This window comes from Streptomyces changchenzhani (genome assembly GCF_039766235.1).
Lineage (GTDB): Bacteria > Actinomycetota > Actinomycetes > Streptomycetales > Streptomycetaceae > Streptomyces.
The window spans coordinates 454,722-479,615 of sequence record NZ_JBDHNH010000001.1 but is presented as its reverse complement, the minus strand read 5'-3'; the positions used below and the strand labels follow the sequence as shown (position 1 = coordinate 479,615).

General features: G+C 69.4%; 25 protein-coding genes, 1 tRNA gene and 1 pseudogene. 16 read left to right on the top strand and 11 right to left on the bottom strand.

What is annotated here, in order from left to right:
* Positions 1–249 precede the first annotated feature (249 nt).
* From ABCR94_RS02345 to ABCR94_RS02325, 5 genes are all read left to right on the top strand, one after another.
* Positions 250–1,323, top strand: a complete 1,074-nt coding sequence (locus ABCR94_RS02345; protein WP_347117262.1) for a hypothetical protein — start codon at positions 250–252, stop codon at positions 1,321–1,323.
* A gap of 177 nt (positions 1,324–1,500) precedes the next feature.
* The gene (locus ABCR94_RS02340; protein WP_347117261.1) at positions 1,501–2,772 is read left to right on the top strand and encodes an aspartate kinase; all 1,272 of its coding nucleotides are present in this window, start codon (positions 1,501–1,503) and stop codon (positions 2,770–2,772) included.
* Positions 2,769–3,827: an aspartate-semialdehyde dehydrogenase gene (locus ABCR94_RS02335; RefSeq protein WP_347117260.1), complete on the top strand. Its 1,059-nt coding sequence runs from the start codon at positions 2,769–2,771 to the stop codon at positions 3,825–3,827. Before ABCR94_RS02340 ends, ABCR94_RS02335 begins: the two co-directional genes overlap by 4 nt.
* 268 nt (positions 3,828–4,095) lie before the next feature.
* On the top strand, positions 4,096–4,755 hold the full coding sequence (locus ABCR94_RS02330) for a SigE family RNA polymerase sigma factor (RefSeq protein ID WP_521976010.1): 660 nt from the start codon (positions 4,096–4,098) through the stop codon (positions 4,753–4,755).
* Positions 4,752–6,101 carry a hypothetical protein gene (locus ABCR94_RS02325; protein WP_347117258.1) on the top strand — a complete coding sequence of 450 codons (1,350 nt, stop codon included), beginning with the start codon at positions 4,752–4,754 and terminating at the stop codon, positions 6,099–6,101. The genes ABCR94_RS02330 and ABCR94_RS02325 overlap by 4 nt, the downstream gene beginning before the upstream one ends.
* A gap of 96 nt (positions 6,102–6,197) precedes the next feature.
* Here the strand turns inward: ABCR94_RS02325 and ABCR94_RS02320 are convergent, their stop codons facing one another.
* Both ABCR94_RS02320 and ABCR94_RS02315 read right to left on the bottom strand, forming a co-directional pair.
* On the bottom strand, positions 6,198–7,043 hold the full coding sequence (locus ABCR94_RS02320) for an SURF1 family protein (protein ID WP_347117257.1): 846 nt from the start codon (positions 7,041–7,043) through the stop codon (positions 6,198–6,200).
* Between the two features lie 124 nt (positions 7,044–7,167).
* Positions 7,168–8,994, bottom strand: coding sequence for a S9 family peptidase (locus ABCR94_RS02315; RefSeq protein ID WP_347117256.1), 1,827 nt, complete (start codon positions 8,992–8,994; stop codon positions 7,168–7,170).
* Positions 8,995–9,420: 426 nt separating this feature from the next.
* On the opposite strand from ABCR94_RS02315, the gene ABCR94_RS02310 reads away from it, so the two are divergent.
* From ABCR94_RS02310 to ABCR94_RS02300, 3 genes are read left to right on the top strand one after another with little or no spacing between them, the layout of a single operon-like run.
* On the top strand, positions 9,421–9,699 hold the full coding sequence (locus ABCR94_RS02310; protein ID WP_347117255.1) for a type II toxin-antitoxin system Phd/YefM family antitoxin: 279 nt from the start codon (positions 9,421–9,423) through the stop codon (positions 9,697–9,699).
* Positions 9,696–10,100, top strand: coding sequence for a type II toxin-antitoxin system VapC family toxin (locus tag ABCR94_RS02305; RefSeq protein ID WP_347117254.1), 405 nt, complete (start codon positions 9,696–9,698; stop codon positions 10,098–10,100). Before ABCR94_RS02310 ends, ABCR94_RS02305 begins: the two co-directional genes overlap by 4 nt.
* The gene (locus tag ABCR94_RS02300) at positions 10,097–10,375 is read left to right on the top strand and encodes a hypothetical protein (RefSeq protein WP_347117253.1); all 279 of its coding nucleotides are present in this window, start codon (positions 10,097–10,099) and stop codon (positions 10,373–10,375) included. Before ABCR94_RS02305 ends, ABCR94_RS02300 begins: the two co-directional genes overlap by 4 nt.
* A 27-nt stretch (positions 10,376–10,402) precedes the next feature.
* Here the strand turns inward: ABCR94_RS02300 and ABCR94_RS02295 are convergent, their stop codons facing one another.
* Positions 10,403–10,576, bottom strand: coding sequence for a hypothetical protein (locus ABCR94_RS02295; protein WP_347117252.1), 174 nt, complete (start codon positions 10,574–10,576; stop codon positions 10,403–10,405).
* A gap of 110 nt (positions 10,577–10,686) precedes the next feature.
* Here ABCR94_RS02295 and ABCR94_RS02290 point away from each other — a divergent pair.
* Positions 10,687–10,989, top strand: a pseudogene (locus ABCR94_RS02290) (tyrosine-type recombinase/integrase); the annotation flags it as partial.
* Between the two features lie 403 nt (positions 10,990–11,392).
* A complete protein-coding gene (locus tag ABCR94_RS02285; RefSeq protein ID WP_347117251.1) occupies positions 11,393–11,857 on the top strand; it encodes a hypothetical protein in 465 nt (154 codons plus the stop codon).
* Between the two features lie 106 nt (positions 11,858–11,963).
* Here the strand turns inward: ABCR94_RS02285 and ABCR94_RS02280 are convergent, their stop codons facing one another.
* The 4 genes from ABCR94_RS02280 to ABCR94_RS02265 all read right to left on the bottom strand — a co-directional run bounded on the left by ABCR94_RS02280 (position 11,964) and on the right by ABCR94_RS02265 (position 15,198).
* Positions 11,964–12,815, bottom strand: a complete 852-nt coding sequence (locus ABCR94_RS02280; RefSeq protein ID WP_521976005.1) for an SCO2400 family protein — start codon at positions 12,813–12,815, stop codon at positions 11,964–11,966.
* Positions 12,816–13,105: 290 nt separating this feature from the next.
* Entirely contained in the window at positions 13,106–13,459 is a 354-nt protein-coding gene (locus ABCR94_RS02275) for a hypothetical protein (protein ID WP_347117249.1), read from the bottom strand.
* 609 nt (positions 13,460–14,068) lie between these two features.
* Positions 14,069–14,142 (bottom strand) — tRNA-Pro (locus ABCR94_RS02270).
* A 108-nt stretch (positions 14,143–14,250) separates the two neighbouring features.
* Positions 14,251–15,198, bottom strand: coding sequence for a metallophosphoesterase (locus ABCR94_RS02265; protein ID WP_347117248.1), 948 nt, complete (start codon positions 15,196–15,198; stop codon positions 14,251–14,253).
* A 78-nt stretch (positions 15,199–15,276) separates the two neighbouring features.
* On the opposite strand from ABCR94_RS02265, the gene ABCR94_RS02260 reads away from it, so the two are divergent.
* Positions 15,277–15,738, top strand: coding sequence for a GatB/YqeY domain-containing protein (locus ABCR94_RS02260; RefSeq protein ID WP_347117247.1), 462 nt, complete (start codon positions 15,277–15,279; stop codon positions 15,736–15,738).
* Between the two features lie 112 nt (positions 15,739–15,850).
* Here ABCR94_RS02260 and ABCR94_RS02255 read toward each other — a convergent pair whose 3' ends face one another.
* A complete protein-coding gene (locus tag ABCR94_RS02255) occupies positions 15,851–18,127 on the bottom strand; it encodes a transglycosylase domain-containing protein (protein WP_347117246.1) in 2,277 nt (758 codons plus the stop codon).
* Positions 18,128–18,522: 395 nt separating this feature from the next.
* Here ABCR94_RS02255 and ABCR94_RS02250 point away from each other — a divergent pair, with 395 nt between their 5' ends.
* Positions 18,523–18,864 (top strand): WhiB family transcriptional regulator, encoded by a 342-nt coding sequence (locus ABCR94_RS02250; protein WP_283516416.1) that lies wholly within the window; start codon positions 18,523–18,525, stop codon positions 18,862–18,864.
* Between the two features lie 82 nt (positions 18,865–18,946).
* Here ABCR94_RS02250 and bagB read toward each other — a convergent pair whose 3' ends face one another.
* Together bagB and bagA are read right to left on the bottom strand one after the other, a co-directional pair.
* The gene (gene bagB, locus ABCR94_RS02245; protein WP_347117245.1) at positions 18,947–20,404 is read right to left on the bottom strand and encodes an ATPase BagB; all 1,458 of its coding nucleotides are present in this window, start codon (positions 20,402–20,404) and stop codon (positions 18,947–18,949) included.
* Positions 20,401–21,477, bottom strand: a complete 1,077-nt coding sequence (gene bagA / locus ABCR94_RS02240) for an ATPase BagA (protein WP_347117244.1) — start codon at positions 21,475–21,477, stop codon at positions 20,401–20,403. The genes bagB and bagA overlap by 4 nt, the downstream gene beginning before the upstream one ends.
* A 71-nt stretch (positions 21,478–21,548) precedes the next feature.
* Here bagA and sp36 point away from each other — a divergent pair, with 71 nt between their 5' ends.
* The 4 genes from sp36 (at position 21,549) to ABCR94_RS02220 (ending at position 23,993) form a co-directional block, all read left to right on the top strand.
* Positions 21,549–21,710, top strand: coding sequence for a Sp36 family protein (gene sp36 / locus ABCR94_RS02235; RefSeq protein ID WP_283516419.1), 162 nt, complete (start codon positions 21,549–21,551; stop codon positions 21,708–21,710).
* Positions 21,707–22,189 (top strand): RidA family protein, encoded by a 483-nt coding sequence (locus tag ABCR94_RS02230; protein ID WP_347117243.1) that lies wholly within the window; start codon positions 21,707–21,709, stop codon positions 22,187–22,189. The genes sp36 and ABCR94_RS02230 overlap by 4 nt, the downstream gene beginning before the upstream one ends.
* A gap of 110 nt (positions 22,190–22,299) precedes the next feature.
* Positions 22,300–23,166, top strand: a complete 867-nt coding sequence (locus tag ABCR94_RS02225; RefSeq protein WP_347117242.1) for an NUDIX hydrolase — start codon at positions 22,300–22,302, stop codon at positions 23,164–23,166.
* Complete coding sequence (locus ABCR94_RS02220; protein ID WP_347117241.1) at positions 23,163–23,993, top strand: MBL fold metallo-hydrolase; 831 nt, start codon at positions 23,163–23,165, stop codon at positions 23,991–23,993. Before ABCR94_RS02225 ends, ABCR94_RS02220 begins: the two co-directional genes overlap by 4 nt.
* A gap of 107 nt (positions 23,994–24,100) precedes the next feature.
* Here the strand turns inward: ABCR94_RS02220 and ABCR94_RS02215 are convergent, their stop codons facing one another.
* Positions 24,101–24,775, bottom strand: a complete 675-nt coding sequence (locus ABCR94_RS02215; RefSeq protein WP_031090867.1) for a Crp/Fnr family transcriptional regulator — start codon at positions 24,773–24,775, stop codon at positions 24,101–24,103.
* Between the last annotated feature and the right edge of the window lie 119 nt (positions 24,776–24,894).

The window sequence follows — 24,894 nt, the reverse complement described above, 5'->3', positions numbered from 1 at the left end:
CGGCCCGGAGCTCAAGCTTCGGGTTCCGGGCCTCGGGGTCCGAGCTCTTCCCAGAGGATTGGGCGGTTTAGTGGAAACCACCCACCCTCCCCCCACCCCTCAAGTCTCGCGCTGACAAGCCGAGATGACTTTCCGTGATCGGGTTGCGCCGTAGCGTGGCGGCAGTCTAGGTTCGCAACAAAGAACGGCCCCGGCCGGTGCACCAACACCAAACCGGGGCCTGACCTACGGATCGAATGAGAGTCGATCGTGGCTGACGCCAACTTTAGTGCTGCCCTGCCAGCACATGCCCATCCCTCGGCCAAGACCGGGTACGGAAAACGGAGCGCCCCCGACCAGAAACCGCGCGGCGAGGCGGACTTCGTACATCTGCGCCCGCGTGAGGCGGCGGTCGCGGCGTACATCGACCGGCTGCCCGATGGCGCCGCGATCGGGTACAAGCCCCTCGCCGCGAACATCGCCGACTACGGCCAGCAGGCCTGCGGCAAGGCGCTGAACTTCCTCTCCGACGCCGGGCATCTGCGCCGGGTCAAGGAACACCTGGAGCTGGAGGACAACAGCTTCCGCTGGGTGACGCGGACGTACTTCTCCCGGACGTCCAGGGACGACGACTGGTGGAAGGGCTTCGTGGGCGGCCTGCGCGGGATCGACCTGACGGAGCTGGAGCGGCGGCTCGTCGGTCAGCCCACCCCGGCCGCCCCGCAACCCGGCACCCCGCAACCCGGCACCGCCGAGCGCTCCCTCGCGTACCGCACGCTGGCCCGCCTCAACCGTACGGACTCACGGATGACCCTGTCCGCCGCCGAGTGCGCCCAGCTGGAGGGCCTCGCAGCGGACTGGCTGGCGATGGGCGTGACGGCGGACCAGCTCACGCACACCCTGACCGACGGACTGCCGAACCCGATGCACAGCCCGGGCGCAATTGCCCGTACCCGATTGGAGACGAAAATGCCGTCCAAGGAGTCCACCGGGGCGAGCGCGCCGGCCCACATCACCCGCGCCGTGATCGTCTGCATGGGCTGCGACGAGCCCGAGACGGTGGTGACGCTGATCGGGGGCGTGTGCCTGGAGTGCCGCGAGGAGATGGTGGCGTACGACGCGGAGGAGGCGGCGAAGGCCATGGAGGCCGTCCCCGACACCTTCCGGGCCGCCCCCGCACAGGTCGACGTGGCCCGGCGCGCAGCCGAAGCACGCGCGGCGGGCGGCCTGAAGCCCCGCCTCCTCCCACGCCCCACCCACGGCGAGCTGGCCCACTGGCTGGCTGCGGATGTCGGCGAGGCGAAGCTGCTCCAGGAGGCGGAGCAGAAGCCGGCCACCCTGTGACCCACCACACGTTCCGCGTACCACGCGTCCCTGCGGGCAGGCATCCACAACGAGCGGGCACGGGTCGTCCCCTGGTCGCATTGTGGGCGGTATGTCTCAGGATGCGATATGGCAGGGGCGGTACCGGTCCGCTCGGTAAACTGAGCCGACCGCAGTAATGACTAACGAGGAGCGCACGTGGGCCTTGTCGTGCAGAAGTACGGAGGCTCCTCCGTTGCCGATGCCGAAGGCATCAAGCGCGTCGCCAAGCGAGTCGTCGATGCCAAGAAGAACGGCCACCAGGTCGTTGTCGTGGTTTCGGCGATGGGCGACACGACGGACGAGTTGATCGATCTCGCAGAGCAGGTATCCCCGATCCCTGCCGGGCGCGAGTTCGACATGTTGCTGACCGCGGGTGAGCGGATCTCGATGGCGCTGCTGGCCATGGCGATCCGGAGCCTGGGCCACGAAGCCCAGTCGTTCACCGGCAGCCAGGCAGGTGTCATCACCGACTCGGTCCACAACAAAGCGCGCATCATCGATGTCACGCCGGGCCGGATCCGTACCGCCCTCGACGAGGGCAATATCGCCATCGTCGCCGGGTTCCAGGGTGTGTCCCAGGACAAGAAGGACATCACGACCCTCGGCCGGGGCGGCTCGGACACCACCGCCGTGGCACTGGCCGCGGCGCTCAATGCCGAGGTCTGCGAGATCTACACCGATGTCGACGGCGTCTTCACCGCCGACCCCCGGGTCGTGAAGAAGGCCCGGAAGATCGAGTGGATCTCCTCCGAGGACATGCTGGAGCTTGCCGCCTCCGGCTCCAAGGTGCTCCTGCACCGGTGCGTCGAGTACGCACGCCGATACGACATCCCGATTCACGTGCGGTCGTCCTTCTCGGGGCTGCGCGGGACCTGGGTAAGCAACGAGCCGCAAGGGGACCAGCAGGTGGAGCACGCCATCATCTCCGGAGTCGCCCACGACGTCTCCGAGGCCAAGGTCACGGTCGTCGGGGTCCCGGACAAGCCGGGCGAGGCCGCGGCGATCTTCCGCGCCATCGCGAACGCCGAGATCAACATCGACATGGTCGTGCAGAACGTATCGGCCGCGACGACCGGGCTGACCGACATCTCCTTCACCCTCCCCAAGACCGAGGGCCGCAAGGCCATCGAGGCCCTGGAGAAGGCGAAGGCGACCATCGGGTTCGAGTCGCTGCGCTACGACGACCAGATCGGCAAGATCTCGCTGGTCGGCGCGGGTATGAAGACCAACCCGGGCGTCACGGCGAGTTTCTTCGAGGCGCTCTCCGATGCCGGGGTGAACATCGAGCTGATCTCAACCTCCGAGATCCGTATCTCAGTGGTCACCCGCGGTGAGGACGTCAACGAGGCCGTACGTGCCGTGCACACCGCCTTCGGCCTGGACAGCGAGTCCGACGAAGCAGTCGTCTACGGGGGCACCGGCAGGTGACCGGCAAGCCGACACTCGCGGTCGTCGGAGCGACCGGGGCCGTCGGCGCCGTCATGCTCGAAATCCTGTCCCAGCACGCGGATGTCTGGGGCGAGATCAGACTTTTCGCCTCCCCCCGCTCGGCCGGCCGCAAGCTGGTCGTGCGCGGGGTGGAGGCCGAGGTCATGGCGCTCTCCGAGGAAGCCTTCGAGGGCGTCGACGTCGCGATGTTCGACGTACCCGACGAAGTGGCCCTGCGGTGGGCACCGATCGCCGCCGCCAAGGGCGCCGTCGTGGTGGACAACTCCGCCGCCTTCCGGATGGACCCGGAAGTGCCGCTGGTCGTCCCCGAGGTCAATCCGCATGCCGTACGGGCCCGCCCGCGCGGCATCATCGCGAGCCCCAACTGCACGACGCTGTCGATGATCGTGGCGATGGGCGCGCTGCACGCCGAGTTCGGGCTGACCGAGCTGGTCGTGGCGTCGTACCAGGCGGTGAGCGGGACCGGCCGCGCCGGTGTCGACGCGTTGCGTACGCAGCTGTCGCTCGTCGCGGGCACGGAGCTGGGCACCAGGCCCGGCGACGTACGCCGGGCGGTGGGCGACGACACCGGGCCCTTCCCGGCGCCGATGGCCCTCAACGTGGTGCCGTGGGCCGGGGTGTTGGCGGAGGACGGCTGGTCGTCGGAGGAGCTCAAGGTCCGCGCCGAGTCGCGCAAGATCCTCGGTCGGCCCGATCTGCGGGTGTCCGTCACCTGTGTCCGGGTGCCGGTGATCACGACGCACTCGCTGGCGGTGCACGCGCGTTTCGAGCGCGAGGTGACGGTCGAGCGGGCGCACGAGATCCTGGCGGCCGCGCCGGGCGTGGTTCTGTTCGACAATCCGGCGGCGGGGGAGTTCCCCACGCCGGCCGATGTGGTGGGTACGGACCCGACCTGGGTGGGGCGCGTGCGGCGGTCGCTGGACGACCCCCTGGCGCTCGAACTTTTCGTGTGCGGGGACAACCTCCGCAAGGGTGCCGCGCTGAACACGGCCCAGATCGCCGAGCTGGTCGCCGCCGAACTGCGGGCCGCGTAAGCGGAGGAATTTGTGTGACCTGTGAATGGTTTGTGATCAAGTCGCAGGTCTGTACCACTTGAACTGGGATGTTGTTCTGTTCGATTATTCGCTCTCCGCCTTACTGCAACCGGCAGTTGGGGGGAGAGCGTCTTCGTGATCGCCCCGCGGAACGGCGCGATAAATGGGGCATTCGGGAAGGGTTGGTATGCATGCGGGCATTTGTCTCACCATCAAATGCGGTGTCTCTTGCGTACAACCCTGTCGGGGGGAAGCGTGTCCAACAGGCGTGGCAGAGGTACTCAACATCACAGCGGTCCCGGGACGTGGCGCAACAGTGCTACCGCTCCGGAGGCCCCGTGCGCCCGGCGGAATGCCGGTGATCGCACCCATGCCGGCCGCTCGGCCGTCGACCATCGCGTCCACGCGCGAGGGCGCTGAAGACGCCATGGCCGTGGGCACAACAGTCGATCACCTCACCGAGACCTACCGCGCGCACTACCGGTCCCTGCTGGGCCTCGCGGCCCTGCTCCTCGACGACATCGCGTCCTGCGAGGACGTCGTCCAGGAGGCGTTCATCCGCGTGCACTCGGCACGCAAGCGGGTGCGTGACCCCGAAAAGACCCTGGCCTACCTGCGCCAGACCGTCGTAAACTTGTCCCGCTCCGCACTGCGCCGCCGCATCCTCAGCCTGAAGCTGCTCTCCAAGCCGATGCCGGACATGGCGAGCGCGGAGGAGGGGGCGTACGACCAGCTGGAGCGCGACGCCCTGATCAAGGCGATGCGCGGTCTCCAGCGCCGGCAGCGCGAAGTGCTGTCGCTGCGGTACTTCGCGGACATGACCGAGGCCCAGGTCGCCGAGGCGCTGGGCATATCGCTGGGGTCGGTGAAGGCGTACGGTTCGCGAGGCATCGCGGCGCTGCGCGTCGTCATGGAGGCCATGGCATGAGCGAGCAGGAACGATCCGGCCGGCAGGGACCGGACGGACCGGACGGACCGCCGGACGAGCCCACCCGCGTGGAGTCGGCGGACGCGGAACCGGCTTGTTCGGAGCCGACGGACGCGGAGCCTGTGTGCTCGGAGCCGATGTCCGCCGAGCCGACCGGCCCCGATGCGACGGAACGGGAAGCGACCGTTCCGGAGTCCGCGGGCCCGGATGAGGCTGACTGGCCGGACAGGCTGCTGAGAGACCTGAACAACCTGAACAACCTGAATGACCCGACTGGGAACGCGATGCTGAACAACGGGCCGGACACTCCCGGCGCGGACGAGCTCGCCCTGCGCCGGATGATGCGCAGCGCCGTACAGGAGTTGCAGGAGCTGGAGCCCTCCGATCGCGCCCTGGAACACCTGCGCAAGGCCGTCCCGGCCCGACGCGTACGGCGGCGCCAGGCCATCGTCGGAATGGCTGCTGCGGCCCTCTTCGTCGGCACGGCGATCCCGGCCTTCGTCCACGTGGCGAAGTCCGACGGAACGGCCGACGAGCGCCCGGCCGTGGCGGGCCACGGGCAGGACACCCGGGGCGGCACGGGCGGGCAGACGCGCACGCCGGACGGCAAGGAGGGGGAGAGCAGGCCCTCGGGCAAGCCGACCTCCAAGGACAAGTCGGAGAAGCCCGACCAGGGCAAGGACCCGCACAAGAACTCACCCGGCGCGGGAACGAGCGCCGGTGGCATGGGTGACATCGGCTCCTCGGGGACGGTCCCTGTCTCGTCGCCGACCTGCGAGCCGAGCCAGTTGGGCGTCTCGGCGGGCACGGGCGCCCCGGACGCCGACGGCAAGGTCTACGGGACCTTCCGGATCGCCAATGTGTCGGGCCAGGACTGCGCGGTCGCGGGCACGGGATCGGTGAACTTCCAGGCGCTGGGCGCGGCCGACTCCGGCCGGATCGACGTGGTCGAGCACACCTCGAACGACGCGGCGGTAGGGCTGCCGGACCCGTCGCAGGAGGCGACGGGCCTGGTGCTCGCGCCGGACATGGCGTACGAGGTGAAGTTCGCCTGGGTGCCGACGGGCAGCTGCCCGACAACCACCCCCTCGCCCACCCCCTCGCCCACGGACGGCAGTGGCGGAACGGCGTCGGAGGGCACGGGCAACGGCAACGGCGGCGCCGGCAGTGGCGACTCGGGCCAGACCGGCGCGGAGACGCAGCTCGGCGAGGGCGACGGGCCCACGGAGGACGGCAGTATCGCGGTGACCCACACACCGGAGTCGGGTGAGCCGGGAGCCGCGGCGAACATCCCGAACGCGTGCGCGGGCACGATCTACCGCACGGGCGTGCTGGAGGCGTCGTAGCGGGACAGGACCCGGAGGGGGAGGAGGCGGGGCGGACTCAGCCGAAGCGGGCGCCCGCCCCACGCAGGGTTTCGGGGGGCGGGGTGTCTGGATGCCTCAGACGGTCTTGCTGCCGCTCTCGACGCTTTCCTTGCTGGTGTCGGCTCCGGTCTCAGCCGTCGCCTCAGCCGTGGTCTCGGCCGTGGTCTCCTCCGGCAGGATGCCGAGTGCGAGATCCCGTACGGCTTCCGCCTCGCGCCGGACCAGCCGGAACCACATGAAGACCACGAAGCCCGCGAAGACGAACCACTCGCCGGTGTAACCCAGATTCTGGAAGGCCTTGAGGTCCAGGCCGCTGCCCTGCGGGGCCACCGCGGGGACGGGCCGCAGACCGGCTTCGCCGTCGTCGAGGGTGATCCAGGCGTCGTACATCTCGACCTCGGCCGGGACGAGGTTCAGCAGCGTCGCCGCACTGATCACCCCGACCTGCCCCGCGGGCAGCCCGCCCTCCGCGTTCACACCGTCGGTGCCCGCGTTCTCGGAGGCCTGGAGTGCGCCGCTCACGGTGACTTCGCCCGTGGGCGGGGCGGGGGCCTTGGCGCCGGGGGGCATCCAGCCGCGTACGACGGGCAGCGACTTGCCGCCGTCGGTGCGCAGCAGAGTCAGTACGTACGAGCCGCTCTTCTTGTCCAGCTTCCGGCCGGGTACGACGAACTGCTCCGCGTACCGCCCGGTCGCCGTCGTGTGGCGCCCCGACGTCTCGGTGTCGACGGGCAGCAGCTCGCCGAGCGGTACGGCGGCCTGCTTGCCCGGATCGGGCTTCGCGTCCTGGGCCTGGTGGGACGCGACGCGGTCCTCGAACCGGCCGAGCTGCCAGGACCCCATCAGCACACAGAAGGGGATGGCCAGCACGACGAAGAGGTGGAGCCCCCACCAGCGGGGCGTCAGCAGGAACCGGTACACCCCTCCAAGGTACGGTCCCCGCCCCGGCGTAGGACGCGCCGGGGTCACCCCACCGGCGCGGCAGCCGGGAGGACTTTCCGGGCCACCACGTCCGTACTACATGGTCGTCATCGTCATCGTCACGTCACCCCAGGTGCCGCTTAGCGAAGTCCAACTCCAGCCGGACCTGCTTGATCCGCTCCTCCACGACGAGCGACCCGTGCCCGGCGTCGTACCGGTACACCTCGTGCGCTGCACCGCGCTCCGCCAGCCGGTCCACGTAATTTTCCACCTGCTGGATCGGGCAGCGCGGATCGTTGACGCCCGCCGAGATATAGACCGGCGCCCGCACGGCATCGACGTACGTCAGCGGGGACGACGCCTCGAACCGCTCAGGGACCTCCTCCGGCGTCCCGCCCAGCAGCGTGCGGTCCATCGCCTTCAGGGCCTCCATCTCGTCGTGGTACGCCGTGACGTAGTCGGCGACCGGCACCGCGGCCAGCCCCACCGTCCACGCGTCCGGCTGCGTGCCGAGCCCGAGCAGGGTCAGATACCCGCCCCACGAACCCCCGGCCAGCACCAGCCTCGCCGGATCCGCCAGCCCGGACAACACGGCCCATTCGCGCACGGCGGCGATGTCTTCGAGCTCGATCAGCCCGACCCGGTGCTTGAGCGCGTCGGTCCACTCACGCCCGTACCCGGTCGAACCCCGGTAGTTGACCCGTACGACCGCGTACCCGTGGTCGACCCAGGCCGCGGGCCCGCTCGCGAACGCGTCACTGTCGTGCCAGGTGGGCCCACCATGGATCTCGAAGACCGTCGGGAACGGCCCCGCGCCACCCGCCGGCTTCTGCACGAGCGCATGGATCCGCCCGCCGGGCCCCTCCACCCAGGCGTCCTCGACCGGCACGGACGCCGGCGCCTTGGCGCCCGGCGGATCGAGCACGACATCCCCCGAGGTCGACCGCACAACGGGCGGCAGCGCCGCAGAGGACCACAGGTACTCGACTGACCCGTCGGGCCGGGCGGTGGCACCCGACACGGTCCCGGCAGGGGTGTCCACCTCCACCAACTGACGCGTGGCGAGGTCGTAGCGCCGCAGCTCACTGCGGGCCTCGAAGCTGTGCGCGACGAGCAGCGCGGACCCGTCCGGATACCACTCGGCCGATACGTCGCCGGGCAGCTCGATCCCCAACTCGCTCTGCTCGCCCGTGGCGACGTCCCACACCATGGGCTCCCAGCGACCGCGCCGCTGGTGCCCGACGAGGAGCCGGGTGTCGCCGTCGACGGGCGCGAAGCCGAGCACCTCAAGGCCGAGCTCGACCTCGCCGCCCTTGGTGTCGTCCAGCTCGGTCACGGTGATCCCGTCCGTCCGCACGACCCGCAGCGCGGAGTGCATGGCGTCCCCGTGCTCGGTGTGCTCGATGGCGATCAGCGACCCGTCGTGCGACAGATCCCCGACGCCGGCGGACTCCCGATGCCGATAGATCTCAACGGGCGCGGCCCCGCCTCCGGCCCCCGCTCCGGCCGGCACGACGTAGATGGTCGACCCGTCCTCATCGGTGGACCGCCCCACAACAGCGCCCCCGTCCCGCCCGAGCGCGAGCCCGCCGGAATACGACGCTTCGAGCCCCGGCGTAGCGGGCTCGTCGGCGCCACCCCCGAAGGGCTGGCGCATCCACACCCCGAACTCGTCCCCATCGGTGTCGCTGAACCACCAGATCGTTTCCCCGTCGGGCGTCAGCACCCCGTCGGTGGTCCCGTTCGGCCGGTCGGTGACCTGGCGCTGCGCGCCGGTGGCGCGGTCCCACGCGTACAGCTCGTACGTCCCGGTCGCGTTGGAGACGAACAGCGCACGGTCGGGCGCGTCCTCGGCCCAGTCGGGCAGCGAAACGCGCGGCGCCCGAAACCGCTGCTCCCAGTCGGGCACGGACGCGGCGGCGGCCTGAGCAGGCCCAGTGTTCTCAGTCATGCACCCATTCTGCGCCGTCCCACTGACAAGCCCGGGCGCTTGTCAGTGCCCAGTGGCAGACTCGGAACCCCCCACCCGAGGAAGCCGCCCGCCCGCGGTCCCGCCCCCAGGTCGACGACGGTCCGATTCAGCGGCGCACCGTCCTCCGTGTCGTCCTTCACGTTCGTCCTTCATGAGTAACGAGCTCTGCCGTTCCTTGGCCGCGACTCCCGCCGTGCAATGCCTGCGAGGCGGGCTATTACAGGACGAGTTCACGCTCCCCGTTCTCCCACCGCGTGTCGTGAATCGTGAGCCCGGGGCGGCCGGCCAGCCGGCTCCGAAGCTCCACGGCCGGGGCCGGCGCGGTGCCGAGTGGGCGATCTCGGTTGGCGTGGGGGCCACAGCAGGCGTGTAGTGCAATGCATTACGCTGCGATACGATAGGGCCATGAAGGTCATCACACAACGGGAGCTCGCCGCGCGCTCCAAGGCTGTGCTCGACGATGTCGAAGCGGGCGAGATCTACCACATCACCCGCAATGGCACCGAGATCGCCGAGGTGCGCCCGCTCGGTGCCCGACGCCGTTTTGTCCCGGTGGAGGAACTCCAGCGGAAATGGCGCAATGCGCCGCGCATCGACGCGACCCGGATGCGCGCCGAGGCCGACGAGTTCTTCGCCGCCGAGGACCGTGTCGGGGACGACGGCAATCCTTGGGAGCGCACGTGACCGGCAGGCTGCCGCGCGGACTGCTGGACACCTGTGTCGTCATCGATCTGCAGGTGATCGATCCGGGTTGCCTGCCGGTGGAGGCGGCTGTTTCCTCGATCGTCCTGGCGGAGCTGGCCCAGGAGGTAGGCATGACAAGGGATCCGGTGGAGATGATGACGCGAGCGCAGCGCCTGGCGGATGTCGAGGCGGAGTTCGCGGCTGTTCCCTTCGACCGAGAGGCCGCCCGCCGGTTCGGCACGCTGGTCGCGCTCACTGTCAAGGCGAACCGCGATCCCCGCCCTCGTCGGATGGACCTGATGATCGCCGCCACCGCCGCTGCGCAGGGCCTCCCGCTCTTCACACGGAACGCTGACGACTTCAAGGGGCTGGAACAGGGCGTCAAGGTCATTGCCGTGTGAGCGCAGAGTTCCGGGTGTCAGCTCCTGGACGGCTGCGAGGTGACGGCGACTTCTATGACTTCGGGGCGTTGCACGCCCGTACCGTCTACCTTGATGCCTTGCTGCTCGGTTCCCTCCAGCGTGACCACACCGACGAACTCACCGACGAGCTTTCCGAAGTGTTTGACGGAGCGCGGCTGGCCCGCAGGGTGGCTGTTCTGGAGCGGAACATCGCGCACTTCCGCAGTACTTACTGGCGTCAGCACCTGACCGCTCATGGTCCGGCCAACGATTAGCTCCTCGCCTTTCAGGCACAGCACCGACTACCTGTCCGCTTCGCCGAGATCCTGGCAGAAGCCGCAGACAACAGCCGGCTCGTCCAGACACAGGAGAGCCAGCAGATCAGCGGCGCCCTCGGCGTCCTCACCATCCTCGGACTTCCCCTCGGCTCCGCGCTCGGTATCCTCCAGGTTCTGGGTGACGAATCGGTGGCCCATCTCCTCATCGCTCTGGGCCTCTCCGTGGCCGCAACCGCCGCTGCTCTCACCACGCCGTACGGCCGCTTGGTGCTCTCGTCTTTGCGCGGCGGCGCCAGACACGACCCACCGGTCTCGTTTTCGCCTCTGCCGTCGGTAAGGAGCTGGACTCCACGAACGTGCGGCGGGCGTTCCGCGTGGCCATCGAGAAGGCGGCGGGAGTGAACCCGGGGGAGTGGACGCCGCGCGAGCTGAGGCACAGCTTCGTGTCGCTGCTGTCCGACAGAGGTATACCGCTGGAAGAAATCTCGCGGCTGGTCGGGCACTCCGGTACGGCCGTCACGGAGGAGGTCTACCGCAAGCAGATCCGCCCGGTGATCCAGACCGGAGCGGTCGCCATGGACGACATTTTCAAGGCCGATCCAGGACGGTAGACACTCAGTTAGGCACTCAACACAAATCAGGCCCGGTACTGATTTCTCAGTACCGGGCCTGACCTGGTGTTTAGCTGTCGGGGTGGCGGGATTTGAACCCACGACCTCTTCGTCCCGAATGAGGGTCGGTTGGTGATCTCGCCAGCGCGGATTGCGTTTGTGCTGGTCAGGGGCGTGGTCCCGGTTGGTCTCGGTGGGTATGGAGGGGAGCCGGGGAGCAGGTCGGCTCCCAGATGGCTCCCAGAGCCCACGTCCGCCGGTCCGCGATCACTCGCTGTCCGCCGAGAACCGACAGGGGCTCGGACACAGCGGTTGGCGACCGCCCTTCGTTCGGGCGAAGCGCTCGCTGTTTCCAGCGCTGTCCGTCTCAGAGCTCCTAGCGTCAGCCACGTTGCGTTGCTGGGTGAGAGGACCTGAGTATGACCGACCTCGCCGAGGCTGCCAGGAGGGCCGGGCGGGGGAGATCGCCTGCCGCGGCTGCCCGGCGGGGCCGGGACGCGAGCGGGGAGCGGGGGCGGCGCCCTGCGCCGGACTCGGCGCGGGCACCCGGACCGAGCTGCTGGTCTGGGCCGGCGGTCGCCCGATCCTCGGCGGCCACCGCGGCCGCCCCGCGCCGCCGCGCCGCCGCCACCGGGCCGAGCACGGGTCCGAGTTCGGGCACCACCATGTCCAGGACGATTACGTCCGGACGGGCACCGGCGGCTTCGGCGACCAGGCCGCGGGCCAGGTTCTCCGCACGCTCGAGGCGGGGGACGTCGACGGCCCACCACCGGCCGATGCGGTGCAGCAGGACTTGGACTTCGTAGCGGGACTCACGGGCTCTGCCTCCTCTCCCTTCCAACCGCCGGGGCTGTTGCCCACGGGCTGACACACGGCTCGCGAGCTCCGTTGCGCGTCGGCCACACACGCCATACGACGGCGGGATCCGGGCGCGCGACGCTCGTCGAGCCGGGAAGGGCCGGGTGTCGGCATGGTCAGCCGAGGCACACCCCGAGCACGCACACCTCCGTCGGCGACGTCGATATCAATGCGGGGCCGGCCTGGGACGCGCCCGAGTGCGTGCTGTCGGCGGTCGCCGGCGCCGACGGTTGCTCCGTCCTCGCATCGGAGCGCTCGGCCGTGTCGCCGGCGGACGGGGCGGTGCTCTGCGGCTGCGGGGTCGAAGACGCAGCCGGACGGGGAGGCGCGGCGGCATCCGGCCGAGCGATCGGTGGCGGCGTACGGGGCGGGGCCGCGAGGGACTGCTGTCGCGGGGCGCTGGTCGTCGGCGGCTGCGGCTGAGACGGGGTGTGTGACGACCGGTGAGTGCGCTGAGTGGTGGCTGGTGTGGACGCCGGAGGTTTCTGCTCAGGCGTCTGCTCTTCCACGGCGCCCATACTCCGCTGGTCCGGCGCCGTGGCCGCCTGTGCCCGGTCCGGGGCGTGCCGGTCCATCGCGGCGATGGTCAGGCCGCCTCCGACGAGTGCGACGGTGCTCGCAACCGCCGCCCGGCGCTTGTTCTTCTTCCAACGGGCCAGCTGGTGACGGCGTGCCGCCCGACCCTGCTGCGCCGGCGGCGGGCCCTCGACGTCGGCGACGAGGGCGTACGGGGCCGCGTCCGTATCAGCATTGAACTCCCCCTCGTTGTCCAGGGGTCTGTCGTGCCACGTGCCGGAGGTTGTGGATCCCCGGTGGGCCGTTGTGGCCGGTGGGGCGCCCGTCATCGCCGGGGCGGAACCGATGCGGCCGTCGGTGGCGGGCGGGGCGATGTCCGGGGCGTAGGCGCCACACCCGGGACACATCAGGGCGCCGTTGAGATGCCGACGGCACGAGGAGCAGTAATCCATCTGCGTTCTGGTCTTCCTGGGCGAACTGCGCCGTCGGCCCGCCTGGGCCACGGCCTGGTCATGTTTCGCATAGGGGATCGAGCGGCCAGCCGCGCTGACCGCTGCCTGATACTGCGCGTGATCAGCCGCCAGCTGAGCTTCGGCGACGACATCACCACATTCGCGTACCAGGTCCTCATAGAGTCGGCCCTTCGGCTGCCGTCACTTCCCTGTGTGGTCGTTGTGTGGTCGTTGGCGAGGAAGGCGCCGGTGGAAGCGGTTCGTGGCGATCGATAAAGGCCGGTCCGCTGTCAGGCTCGGTTGAGCCGGGCAGCGATCCCATGGCCGATCAGCAAATACATGGCAGCCGGAAGACCATAATTAAGGGCAACACGTAGACCCTCTGTGTCCATGGTGAAAATGTCCTGCGCCCACCAGGCCAACCAGTCCGCCGTTCCCCGCACGAACTCGACGAACACATTCGCCTGGTTCGCGTCGAGCAGGAACAACAGGATCCACAGGCCGAGCAGACCTGCCGCGATGTCGACGATCGTGCAGACGGTGAGGGCGGTGCGCCGTGTGGCGGTCTGTTGGCGCACGGAGCGGTCCGGCCGCGAGGGCTGGTTGTGCGTCTGGTATCCGGGAACCGGGTCGATGTTGCTCACAGGAAATCCGATCGACGTAGTGCCGTGTCGGCGCGCTCGCTCCAGGTGTCGAAATTCAGCCTGGGTTGTCGCCCCGCTTTCTTCCTGCTTCTGCGTTCCGCGTGCGCTTCCTGTTACACCGCCGCCCGCGATGACTCACATATGGCTGCCTATTCAGGTACTTATGCAAATGTTCGCGTACTAGGGCTCTTTTCGGGATGGAATGGAGGAGTTCGTTCGGTTCGGTCTCGCGACCATCTCCGTCCGCCCGTGACACTTCTGACGTGCGGCACGCTGTGAGGACTGACCCCGGGCGGGGGCATGGCGCCCACCCTCCGAGGGGGAGGTACGCGGGCGCCGATATGCAGGGGCAGGCTCGGTTCCCCCGTGACCGGGTCTGCCCGTGCTTGCGCAGGGTGTGCCAGGGAGTCGCAGCCCGGGCGGCCGAGCTTGCTCGGATTGTGGGGAGGGATTCCGACCTGGAGGCAGCCGCCATGCGTCATGACGTGGGGTACGCGCCCCGGCTGGCGTCGCCCGGCTTCCCCAAACGGCTCCCAAGGAGGTCCCGGAAACCACTCAGGGGCCCGACCCGCTCTCGCGGATCAGGCCCCTGATCTGGTGTTTCAGCTGTCGGGGTGGCGGGATTTGAACCCACGACCTCTTCGTCCCGAACGAAGCGCGCTGCCAAGCTGCGCTACACCCCGATTGTCGCGCGCGTCGCGGCGACATCGATTACTTTAGCGGACGCGACGCCGGAGGCGAAATCCGGTTTCCGGGGTGCTGGGCAGACGCCCTCCTCCGCTCAAGCCCCCTCAAGCCCGCTCGTCCCGCCCCGTCAACGTAAGCAGCGTCGCCTCAGGCGGACAAGCGAAGCGCACCGGCGTATAGCGGTTGGTGCCGCACCCCGCCGACACGTGGAGGTACGACCGCTTGCCGGCCGCCTCGTGTGCGGACAGGCCCTTGACCCGGTCCGTGTCCAGGTCGCAGTTGGTGACCAGCGCCCCGTAGATGGGGATGCACAGCTGGCCGCCGTGTGTGTGGCCTGCCAGGATCAGGGGGTAGCCGTCTGCCGTGAACGCGTCGAGGCTGCGTAGATACGGGGCGTGCACGACGCCGATCGATACGTCCGCCCCGGCCTCCGGGCCGCCCGCCACCGTCGCGTAGCGGTCCCGCTTGATGTGCGGGTCGTCGACGCCGGTGAAGGCGATCTCCATGCCGTCGAGCTTGAGCCGGCCCCGGGCGTTCGTGAGGTTCAGCCAGCCCGCCGAGTCGAAGCCGTCGCGCAGCTCCTCCCACGGGTTGCGCTCGACGCCGACCACGGGCGGGTTGCCGTTCAGGCCGTGCTGGCCGCGCATCTTCTCGCCGAGGTAGCGCGCGGGGTTGCGGGGCGTGGGCCCGTAGTAGTCGTTCGAGCCGAAGACGTAGGCGCCCGGGTACTCCATCAGCGGACCCAGCGCGTCCATGACCTCGGGCACGCCCTGCGGGTCCGACAGGTTGTCGCCGGTGTTCACGACGAAGTCGGGGCGCAGCCCGGCCAGCGACTGGAGCCAGCGCTGCTTCTTGCGCTGCCCGCCCACCATGTGGATGTCGGAGACCTGGAGCACGCGCAGCGGCCGGGCCCCCGGTGGCAGTACGGGAATGCTGACCCGGCGGAGCCGGAACGAACGGGCCTCGAAGCCGGCGGCGTAGGCGAGACCCACCGCGCCAACGGCCGTAATTCCTGCGGTGACTTTCAGGGGAACTCCGTAACGAGCGCGCATGCGCCCATCGTCGCAAGACCGGCCGGTATCAGGAAATCGGCGGGCGTGCACGCGTACGTACCTGCCACACTGGCCCCCATGACGCTCAAGTCCAAGCTGCATGAAGATCTCATCACCGCCATGAAGGCGCGTGACGAGCTGGCCTCGTCGACGCTCCGGTTGACCCTCACCGCGATCACCAAGGAAGAGGTCAGCGGCAAGACGTCGCGCGAGCTCTCCGACGACGAGGTGCAGAAGGTCATCGCCAAGGAGGCGAAGAAGCGCCGCGAGGCGGCCGAGGCCTTCGCCCAGGGCGGCCGGACCGAGTCGGCCGAGCGGGAGAAGGCAGAGGGCGCGTTCCTCGATGCCTACCTGCCGCAGCAGCTGAGCGACGACGAACTGACCACGATCGTCGGGCAGGCCGTCGAAGAGGCGAAGGCGGCCGGCGCCGAGGGGCCGCGCGCGATGGACGCGGTCATGAAGATCGTGAACCCGAAGGTGGTGGGCCGCGCCGAAGGTGGCCGCGTGGCCGTCGTGGTGAAGAAGCTCCTCGCGGGCTGAGCAGGCTGAGCAGGCTGAGCAGGCTGAGCAAGCGGAACCAAAAAATGGGGACGCACCCACCGGATCGGTGGGTGCGTCCCCATTTTCGTAGGTCTACGTCGGCCTCCGGCCCCTACGGCCAGTTCCCGCCGCCGTTCCCGTTTTTGCCGTTCCCACCATTGCCGCCGCCCCCGCGACCCCCGTCGCCTCCGCCGCCGATCAGGCCCGGCGGGAGGGAGATGTCCGGCCAGGGGTTTTTGCCGCCCGCGTCGCCGCCGCCGTTTTCGCCGGGCTTGCCGTCGTCCTGACCACCGTCGTCGCCGTCGTCCTTGTCCCTCTTGTCGCCCTCGGGCTTGGGGATGTCGACCGAGTTGAAGCCGGGCGCCGGCTTGCCGTCCAGGGCGCCGCTCATGGCGTCCTTCCAGATCGGCCCCGGGACCTGACCGCCGTACACCTTGTCGTGGTAGACGCCGCCGATGGTGATGTTCTCCATCGGGACCTGACTGGCGCCGGCCGCGCCGACCCACACCGCACCGGCCAGGTTCGGCGTGTAGCCGACGAACCAGGCGTTGTGCCTGCCGTCGGTCGTACCCGTCTTGCCCGCGTTGTCACGGCTGGTGAGTCCGGCCTGCTGACCCGTACCGGAGTCGATCACGCCCTTGAGCAGGGTGTTGATGGTGTCCGCGGTCTTCTCGGACATCGCCCGGCTGCACTTCGTCTTCGGCACCGGCAGCTTCTTGCCGTCCGCCGTGTTGATCTCCTCGATGAAGATCGGCGTGCAGTACGTTCCCCGGTTGGCGAAGGTCGCGTACGCGCCGGCCATGGTCAGCGGCGACATGCCCTCGGTACCCAGCGAGATCGCGGGCACCTCCTTGAGGTTTTTGCCGTTGGCCTGGACCACGCCGAGCTTGGCGGCCATCTTCGTGACCGGGCAGATGCCGATGTCCTCGATCATCTGGATGAAGTAGGTGTTGACCGAGAGGGCCATTGCCTCCTTCAGCGGGTACGGGCCCACCTCGGACTCGGACTCGTTGGGCACCCGCTCGCCGCCGAGGTTCACCCAGGGCTTGTTTGAGCAGGTCTGCACGGTCGGATAGTCCATCTCGAACGGCGCCGAGTACGACTTGTTCGCCGGGATGCCCTGCTCTATGGCCGCCGCCGCCACGAACGGCTTGAACGTCGAACCGGTCGGGAAGCCGTAGGCCGACCCGCCCATGCTCTTGTTCGCGGAGAAGTTGATCGTGGTCTCGGTGCTCCCGAAGCCGTACGGCCTGGACTGCCCCATTCCGAGGACCTTGCCGCTGCCGGGCTCGACCAGCGTGACCGCGGTAGCGACCTTGTCCGACTGGTAGACGTGGTCCTTGATCGACGCCTGCACCGACTCCTGCGCCTGCGGGTCGAGCGTCGTGCGGATCTTCAGGCCGCCCTTGTTCCAGATCTTGGCCCGCTCCTCCTTGGTCTTCCCGAAGGCCGGGTCGGAGTGGAAGACCTCGCGTACGTAGTCACAGAAGAAGCCCGCGCCGCTGACGGCGGTGATGCAGCCGTTCTTGGGCTTGCTGACCTTCAGCTTCAGCGGGGCCGCCTTCGCGCGGTCGGCCTCGGCCTGCGAGACGTCGCGGATGTCGGCCATGCGCTGGAGCACGGTGTTACGTCGCTTTGTCGCTTCCTCGGTGTCATTGACCGGGTCGTAGCGGCTCGGCGACTGGACGATGCCGGCCAGCAGCGCGGCCTCCTCCAGCTTGAGGTCCTTGGCGGACTTGCTGAAGTAGCGCTTGGCCGCGGACTCGACGCCGTACGCCTGCTGCCCGAAGAAGGTGATGTTGAGGTAGTTCTCAAGGATCTTCTTCTTGCCCAGCTCTTCCTCGACCTGGATCGCGTACTTGAGCTCGCGGACCTTGCGGCCGAGCGTCTGCTGGGTGGCCTCGGCGACCTTGTTGGGGTCGTCACCGGCCTCCTCGACGAAGACGTTCTTGACGTACTGCTGTGTGAGGGTCGACGCGCCCTGCGAGACACCGCCGGACTGCGCGTTGCGGTTGGCCGCGCGCAGCACACCCTTGAGGTCGATCGCCCCGTGCTCGTAGAACCGTGCGTCCTCGATCGCGACGACGGCCTTCTGCATGTACGGGGAGATGTCCTTGAGGTCGACCACGGTGCGGTCGCGCGAGTAGACCGTTGCGATCGGGTCGCCCCGCACATCGAGGATGCTGGTGCGCTGACTCAGCGGCGGTGTCTTGAGATTGGCGGGGATCTCGTCGAATCCCTCGACCGTGCCCTTGGCCGCGAGGCCCAGCGCTCCGGCCGCCGGCAGGGCGATGCCGGCCAGCACGGCTCCGGAGAGCACGGCCACACCGAGGAATTTGGCGGCCTGCTGGGTCCCCGTGAGACCTCCGCCCGAGCGCTTCTTTGGCATGGGGGCAGCCTACGTTCTCATTCGCCGGACACACCTCAAGGCTCTGCCCTAAGCTGCTCTCAACTGTCACAGCAGTGCGGTTTCGCATCAAGCCCCAGACAGTAAATCCGTCAGCCCCGAATCTGCCGGATCTCTGTCCGAATCCGCCTCATGCGTCACCGGGCGCCCGTTGCGCTCCAACCTATCTGCCCCGGTTTGCCAGAGTGGTCGCGTATGTCCTTCGCTCACTCCGTCGGGTGATCTGCCGCTTACGCATAGTCCGTTCGGGCCATTCAAGATTGGGCCCGAAGGGGGTGTTGCGCTGTGCCCACCTTCCGTAACGTCCTCAACTGGCAGCGGTGAATATGCCGCTGTCGCCGTGGGGGAGCCTCGATTCGGGAGAGGACGGCGCCGGGATGGGCTGGGTAACCGACTGGAGTGCGCAGGCAGCCTGCCGCACTACCGATCCGGATGAACTGTTCGTACAAGGTGCAGCGCAGAACAGGGCCAAGGCGGTGTGCACCGGATGTCCGGTGCGGACCGAGTGCCTGGCCGACGCGCTGGACAACCGCGTCGAGTTCGGCGTGTGGGGGGGAATGACCGAGCGGGAGCGCCGCGCATTGCTGCGCAGGCGTCCCACCGTGACCTCCTGGCGCCGATTGCTGGAGACGGCGCGTACCGAGTACGAGCGAAGCACGGGCATTTTGCCCGAGGACGATGTGGACGGGGCGTACATGGCGTACGCAGCGGTGGGATAGGCGGACTGGACGGATTGCACCGAGTGGACTCGGCCTGGACGGCTCAGGCCGCATCGCACCAAGTGGTCTCGGCCTGGACGGGCTAGGCCGCAGGGGCAGGATGATCGGGGCCGGCGGCAAGCCGGTCGCCGATGTCCCGCAATCCTGCGAGGTCGTGCACATCGCCCGGCAGAGCGGGCACTTCGGCCACCGCCACCTCGGGGTGGAGCGCGGTGAAGCGGTCGCGCGTTCGCTGTTCACGTGCGAGCACATGCATCCGCTCGGCATGCAGATGCAGCAGTCCCGCGGTCAACTGCTCAACGGTGTGGACCCGTTGAGCCCGGTCGATCCGTTGAGCCTCGTCGATCCGTTGAGCTTCGACGGCCGGCTGCTCAACGGTCGGCTGCTCAACGGCCGGCTGAGTGTCGACCTGCGTGTCGACGTCGTGATCCTGCGGGGTGGCGTCCTGCGGGGTACGGCTGCCTTGCTGGGGGCTCTCCGGTGAGGGATCCGGAGTCGGTGTGCCCGATGTGGCCCCGGCAGTGGGAGAGGCGGCCGAGGAGTCACGAACTCCAGCATTCCCGGGCCTCTGATCCACAATGCGGCCCTCGTCAAGATTTTCTGCGGCGGCAAGTGCCCGCTCGGCCGAGAGCTGAGGGGCGCCGCTGCCGTGGACCCGGTTCAGTACGAGCCCGGCGAACGGCATCTTGTCCGCCGACAGCCGCTCGACGAAGTACGCCGCCTCACGCAGCGCGTCCCGTTCCGGGGCGGCGACCACGAGGAAGGCCGTGCCGGGCGCCTGGAGCAGCTTGTACGTCGCGTCCGCACGGGTGCGGAAGCCGCCGAACATGGTGTCCATGGCGGCCACGAAGGTCTGTACGTCGCGCAGCAGTTGACCGCCCATCACCTTGCTGAGGGTCCCGGTCATCAACGACATGCCGACATTGAGGAACTTCATCCCGGCCCGGCCGCCCACCTTCGCCGGCGCCATCAGGATCCGGATGAACTTGCCGTCCAGGAACGACCCGAGCCGCTTGGGCGCGTCCAGGAAGTCCAGCGCGGAGCGGCTCGGCGGGGTGTCGACGATGATCAGGTCCCACTCGTCGCGGGCGCGCAGCTGACCCAGCTTCTCCATCGCCATGTACTCCTGCGTGCCCGCGAATCCGGCCGACAGGGACTGGTAGAAGGGGTTCTCCAGGATCGCGCGGGCCCGGTCGCCTTCCGCGTGCGCCTCGACGATCTCGTCGAAGGTCCGCTTCATGTCGAGCATCATGGCGCAGAGTTCACCCCCGGCCGACTCGTCCACGCCTTTCACCCGGCGCGGGGTGTTGTCGAGCGCGTCGATGCCCATGGACTGGGCGAGGCGGCGGGCCGGGTCGATGGTGAGGACGACGACCTTCCGGCCGCGTTCGGCCGCCCGTACGCCCAGGGCCGCCGCCGTCGTGGTCTTGCCCACGCCGCCCGAGCCGCAGCACACGATGATGCGGGTCGCCGGGTTGTCGAGCAGTGCGTCGACGCCCAGTACGGGCGTCGGGTCCATGGTGGTGCCCACGGTCGTCATGAAGTCCCCCCAGACTGATGGATCCCGGCCGAATCTCTACCCGAAGGATCGGTCCCGGACGGATGGGTCGCGGTCGCAGCCGTGCCGGCCGGATGCGTCCCCGCCAGGTGGGCCCGCAGTTCCCTCGACAGCCGGTAGAGCCCCGCGAGATCCAGGCCCGCCCCGATGAGCGGCAGCTCGTACGTCGTCAGATCCAGCGCCTCCAGGACCGCGCGCTGCTCGCGCTCCAGCTCGACGCGCTGCGCGTGCTCCGCGGCCTGTTCGAGGAGCGGGTCGACCAGGCGCTCGGCGAGGCCGCCGCGGCGCGCGCTGCCCAGACCCGCCTCCGAGAGCGCCTTGGCGACCGCCGTGCGCTGCTCGCCCGCCGCCGAACGCAGGGCCTCCTCGTCGAGGAGGTGCGGGCGGACCATGTTCACGATGACGTTGCCCAGGGGCAGCTCGGCGGCGCGCAGCTCCCTGATGCCGTCCACGGTCTCCTGGACCGGCATCTCCTCCAGGAGCGTCACCAGGTGGACCTGGGTCTCCGGTGATTTCAGGACGCGCATCACCGCCTGCGCCTGATTGTGTATCGGGCCGAACTTGGCCAGGCCCGCCACCTCGTCGTTCACGTTCAGGAAGCGCGTGATGCGGCCGGTGGGCGGCGCGTCCATCACGACGTGGTCGTACGCGTACTGGTTCTTCTTGTCCCGGCGCCGGACCGCCTCGCACGCCTTGCCGGTCAGCAGGACGTCCCTGACACCCGGGGCGATGGTGGTCGCGAAGTCGATCGCGCCGAGCTTCTTGAGTGCCCGGCCCGCTCCGCCCAGCTTGTAGAACATCTGGAGGTAGTCGAGTAGCGCGCGTTCGGCGTCTATCGCGAGGGCGTACACCTCCCCGCCGCCCGGAGCGACCGCGATCTTCCGTTCCTCGTAGGGGAGCGCTTCTGTCTCGAAGAGCTGCGCGATGCCCTGTCTGCCTTCGACCTCCACCAGAAGAGTGCGTTTGCCCTCCGTCGCGAGGGCGAGCGCGAGTGCGGCGGCCACCGTGGTCTTTCCGGTACCGCCCTTGCCGCTGACGACCTGGAGCCTGCTCACGTCTTTGAGCCTAACCAGTCGGGGCGCGGGCTACGCAGGGGACTGCCTGTGGCAGGTACTACAGTCGGCATATGACCAAGTGGGAATACGCGACTGTGCCTCTTCTCGTGCATGCGACGAAGCAGATTCTGGACACCTGGGGCGAGGACGGCTGGGAGCTCGTCCAGGTCGTTCCCGGACCCAACAACCCCGAGCAGCTGGTGGCCTACCTGAAGCGGGAGAAGCACGCATGAGCGGTGCCGCCGCCGGAACGGTCGAGGCGAGGCTCGCCGAACTCGGCCTGACGCTTCCCGAGGTCGTACCGCCGCTGGCCACGTACCAGCCGGCGGTGCGCTCCGGCGTGTACGTCTACACCTCGGGCCAGCTCCCGATGGTGGGGGGCAAGCTTCCGTGCACCGGCAAGGTCGGCGCGGAAGTGACCCCCGAGGAGGCCAAGGACCTGGCGCGGATCTGCGCGCTGAACGCCCTGGCGGCCGTCAAGTCCGTCGTCGGTGACCTGGACCGCATCGCGCGCGTCGTGAAGGTCGTGGGCTTCATCGCCTCGGCCGCGGACTTCACCGGCCAGCCCGCCGTCCTCAACGGCGCGAGCGAGCTGCTGGGCGAGGTGCTCGGCGACAAGGGCGTCCACGCGCGCAGCGCGGTCGGCGTGGCCGTGCTTCCGCTGGACGCTCCGGTCGAGGTCGAGATCCAGGTCGAGCTCGTCCAGGACTGAGTCCAGGATTGAGTCCAGGACTGAGTCCAGGACCGGGCCCCCGCTGCCGGGTTCGGCCGAGGGCTCGGGTGGCTCTCGAACATCGTCGTGGTTGGTCGTAGCATCCGGCCATGTCCAATGGTCAGTGGTATCCACCCGAATGGCCCGATCGTATCCGCGCCCTGGCGAACGGTGAGCTCACGGCTGCGACCCCCAGGCGGGCCGCGACCGTGATGCTGCTGCGGGACGGTGCGTCGGGACCCGCCGTACACATGCTGCGCAGACGCGCCTCCATGGCTTTCGCCGGAGGCGCGTACGCGTATCCGGGGGGCGGTGTGGACCCGCGCGACGACGATCACCAGGTGGGCTGGGCCGGTCCTTCGCTGGCGGACTGGGCGCTGCGCCTCGGGGTGGATCCCGCGTCCGCGCAGGCCATCGTGTGCGCGGCGGTGCGTGAGACGTACGAGGAGGCGGGCGTGCTGCTCGCGGGCCCGACGGCGGACACGGTGGTCGACGACACCACGGGCGAGGAGTGGGACGCGGACCGCCGGGCACTGGTGGCCCGCGAACTGTCCTTCGCCGACTTCCTTCAGCGCCGCTCGCTGGTGCTGCGCTCGGATCTGCTGGGGGCGTGGGCGCGCTGGATCACCCCGGAGTTCGAGCCGAAGCGGTACGACACCTGGTTCTTCGTGGCCGCGTTGCCGGCCGGGCAGCGGACCCGCAACGCATCGACGGAGGCCGACCGCACGGTGTGGATCCCGCCGGCCGAGGCCGCCGCGGGCTACGACCGGGGTGATTTGCTGATGATGCCGCCGACGGTCTCGACGCTACGGCGGCTCCAGCCGTACCGTACGGCCGCCGAGGCGCTCGCGGGCGCCTCGGACCAGGACATGGCGCCGGTGCTCGCGCGGGCGCGTCTGGAGGGCGACCAGGTGATTCTCAGCTGGCCGGGACACGACGAGTTCACCAAGTACATCCCGGCGGGTGGTGGCTCGTGACGGAGGCAGCGGCCCTGCCCGGCCAGCCGCGCGGCGTGGTGCTCTCGGGGCCCGCCACCGACCGGGCGGTCAACGTCCTGGCCCCCAACGCCTCCGCGATGACGCTGGACGGCACCAACACCTGGATCGTCTCGGAGCCCGGCTCCGACCTGGCGGTCGTCGTCGACCCGGGCCCGCTGGACGAGGCACACCTGCGGGCCGTGATCACCATGGCCGAGCAGGCGGGCAAGCGGGTCGCGCTGACCCTCCTCACGCACGGACACCCCGACCACGCGGAGGGCGCGGCCCGCTTCGCCGAGCTGACGCGCTCGCCCGTACGGGCCCTGGATCCCGCGCTGCGGCTCGGCGAGGAGGGGCTCGGGGCGGGCGACGTCATCACCACTGGCGGCCTGGAGCTGCGCGTCGTACCGACGCCGGGGCATACCGCCGACTCGCTCTGTTTCCACCTGCCGGCCGACCGGGCCGTGCTGACGGGGGACACGATCCTCGGGCGCGGTACGACGTTGGTGGCGCACCCGGACGGGCGCCTCGGCGACTACCTCGACTCGCTGCGGCGGCTGCGCTCGCTGACGGTCGACGACGGGGTGCACACCGTGCTGCCGGGGCACGGGCCTGTGCTCGAAGACGCGCAGGGGGCGGTCGAGTTCTACCTGGTGCACCGCGCGAGCCGCCTCGCGCAGGTCGAGACGGCCGTCGAGAACGGGTACGCCAGCGCGCGCGACGTGGTGGCGCACGTGTACGCGGACGTGGACCGCTCGCTGTGGCCCGCGGCCGAGCTCTCGACGCGGGCGCAGCTGGAGTACCTGCGGGAGCACGGCCTGATCTGAGGCGGGGAGGGATACGGCCTGATCTGCGGCCCTGACGTACGTGTGAAGGGGGCCCCCGCTCGGCGAGGGCCCCCTTCACACAGCTGTGTACGTACGTACGGACGGCGTCAGCGCGAGCGCTTGGCCAGTCGCTCGACGTCCAGCAGGATCACGGCGCGCGCCTCCAGGCGCAGCCAGCCGCGGCCCGCGAAGTCCGCGAGCGCCTTATTGACCGTTTCGCGGGAGGCGCCGACCAGCTGGGCGAGCTCCTCCTGCGTCAGGTCGTGCACCACGTGGATGCCCTCCTCCGACTGGACGCCGAAGCGGCGCGACAGGTCGAGGAGCGCACGGGCCACACGGCCGGGCACGTCGGAGAAGACCAGGTCGGACATCTGGTCGTTGGTCTTGCGCAGCCGGCGGGCGACCGCGCGGAGCAGCGCCGTGGCCACCTCCGGCCGGGCGTTCAGCCAGGGCTGGAGGTCGCCGTGGCCGAGGCCGAGCAGCTTGACCTCGGTCAGGGCGCTGGCGGTGGCGGTGCGCGGGCCCGGGTCGAAGAGCGACAGCTCGCCGATCAGCTCGCCGGGTCCGAGGACGGCCAGCATGTTCTCGCGGCCGTCCGGGGAGGTGCGGTGGAGCTTCACCTTTCCTTCGGTCACCACGTACAGGCGGTCGCCCGGGTCGCCCTCGTGAAAGAGGGCGTCGCCGCGAGCGAGCGTCACCTCACTCATTGAGGCGCGGAGCTCCGCGGCCTGCTCGTCATCGAGCGCCGCGAAGAGCGGGGCGCGCCGCAGAACGTCGTCCACGAGTTCTCTCCTTGTCGACCTGCTCAGGGGACCGGTGGTCTCCATGATGCCGGACGGTAAAACAGTGCGATCAGTCACAAGCTTGACGCACATGCGTCGGGGACCGTGCGGCAGGGGGC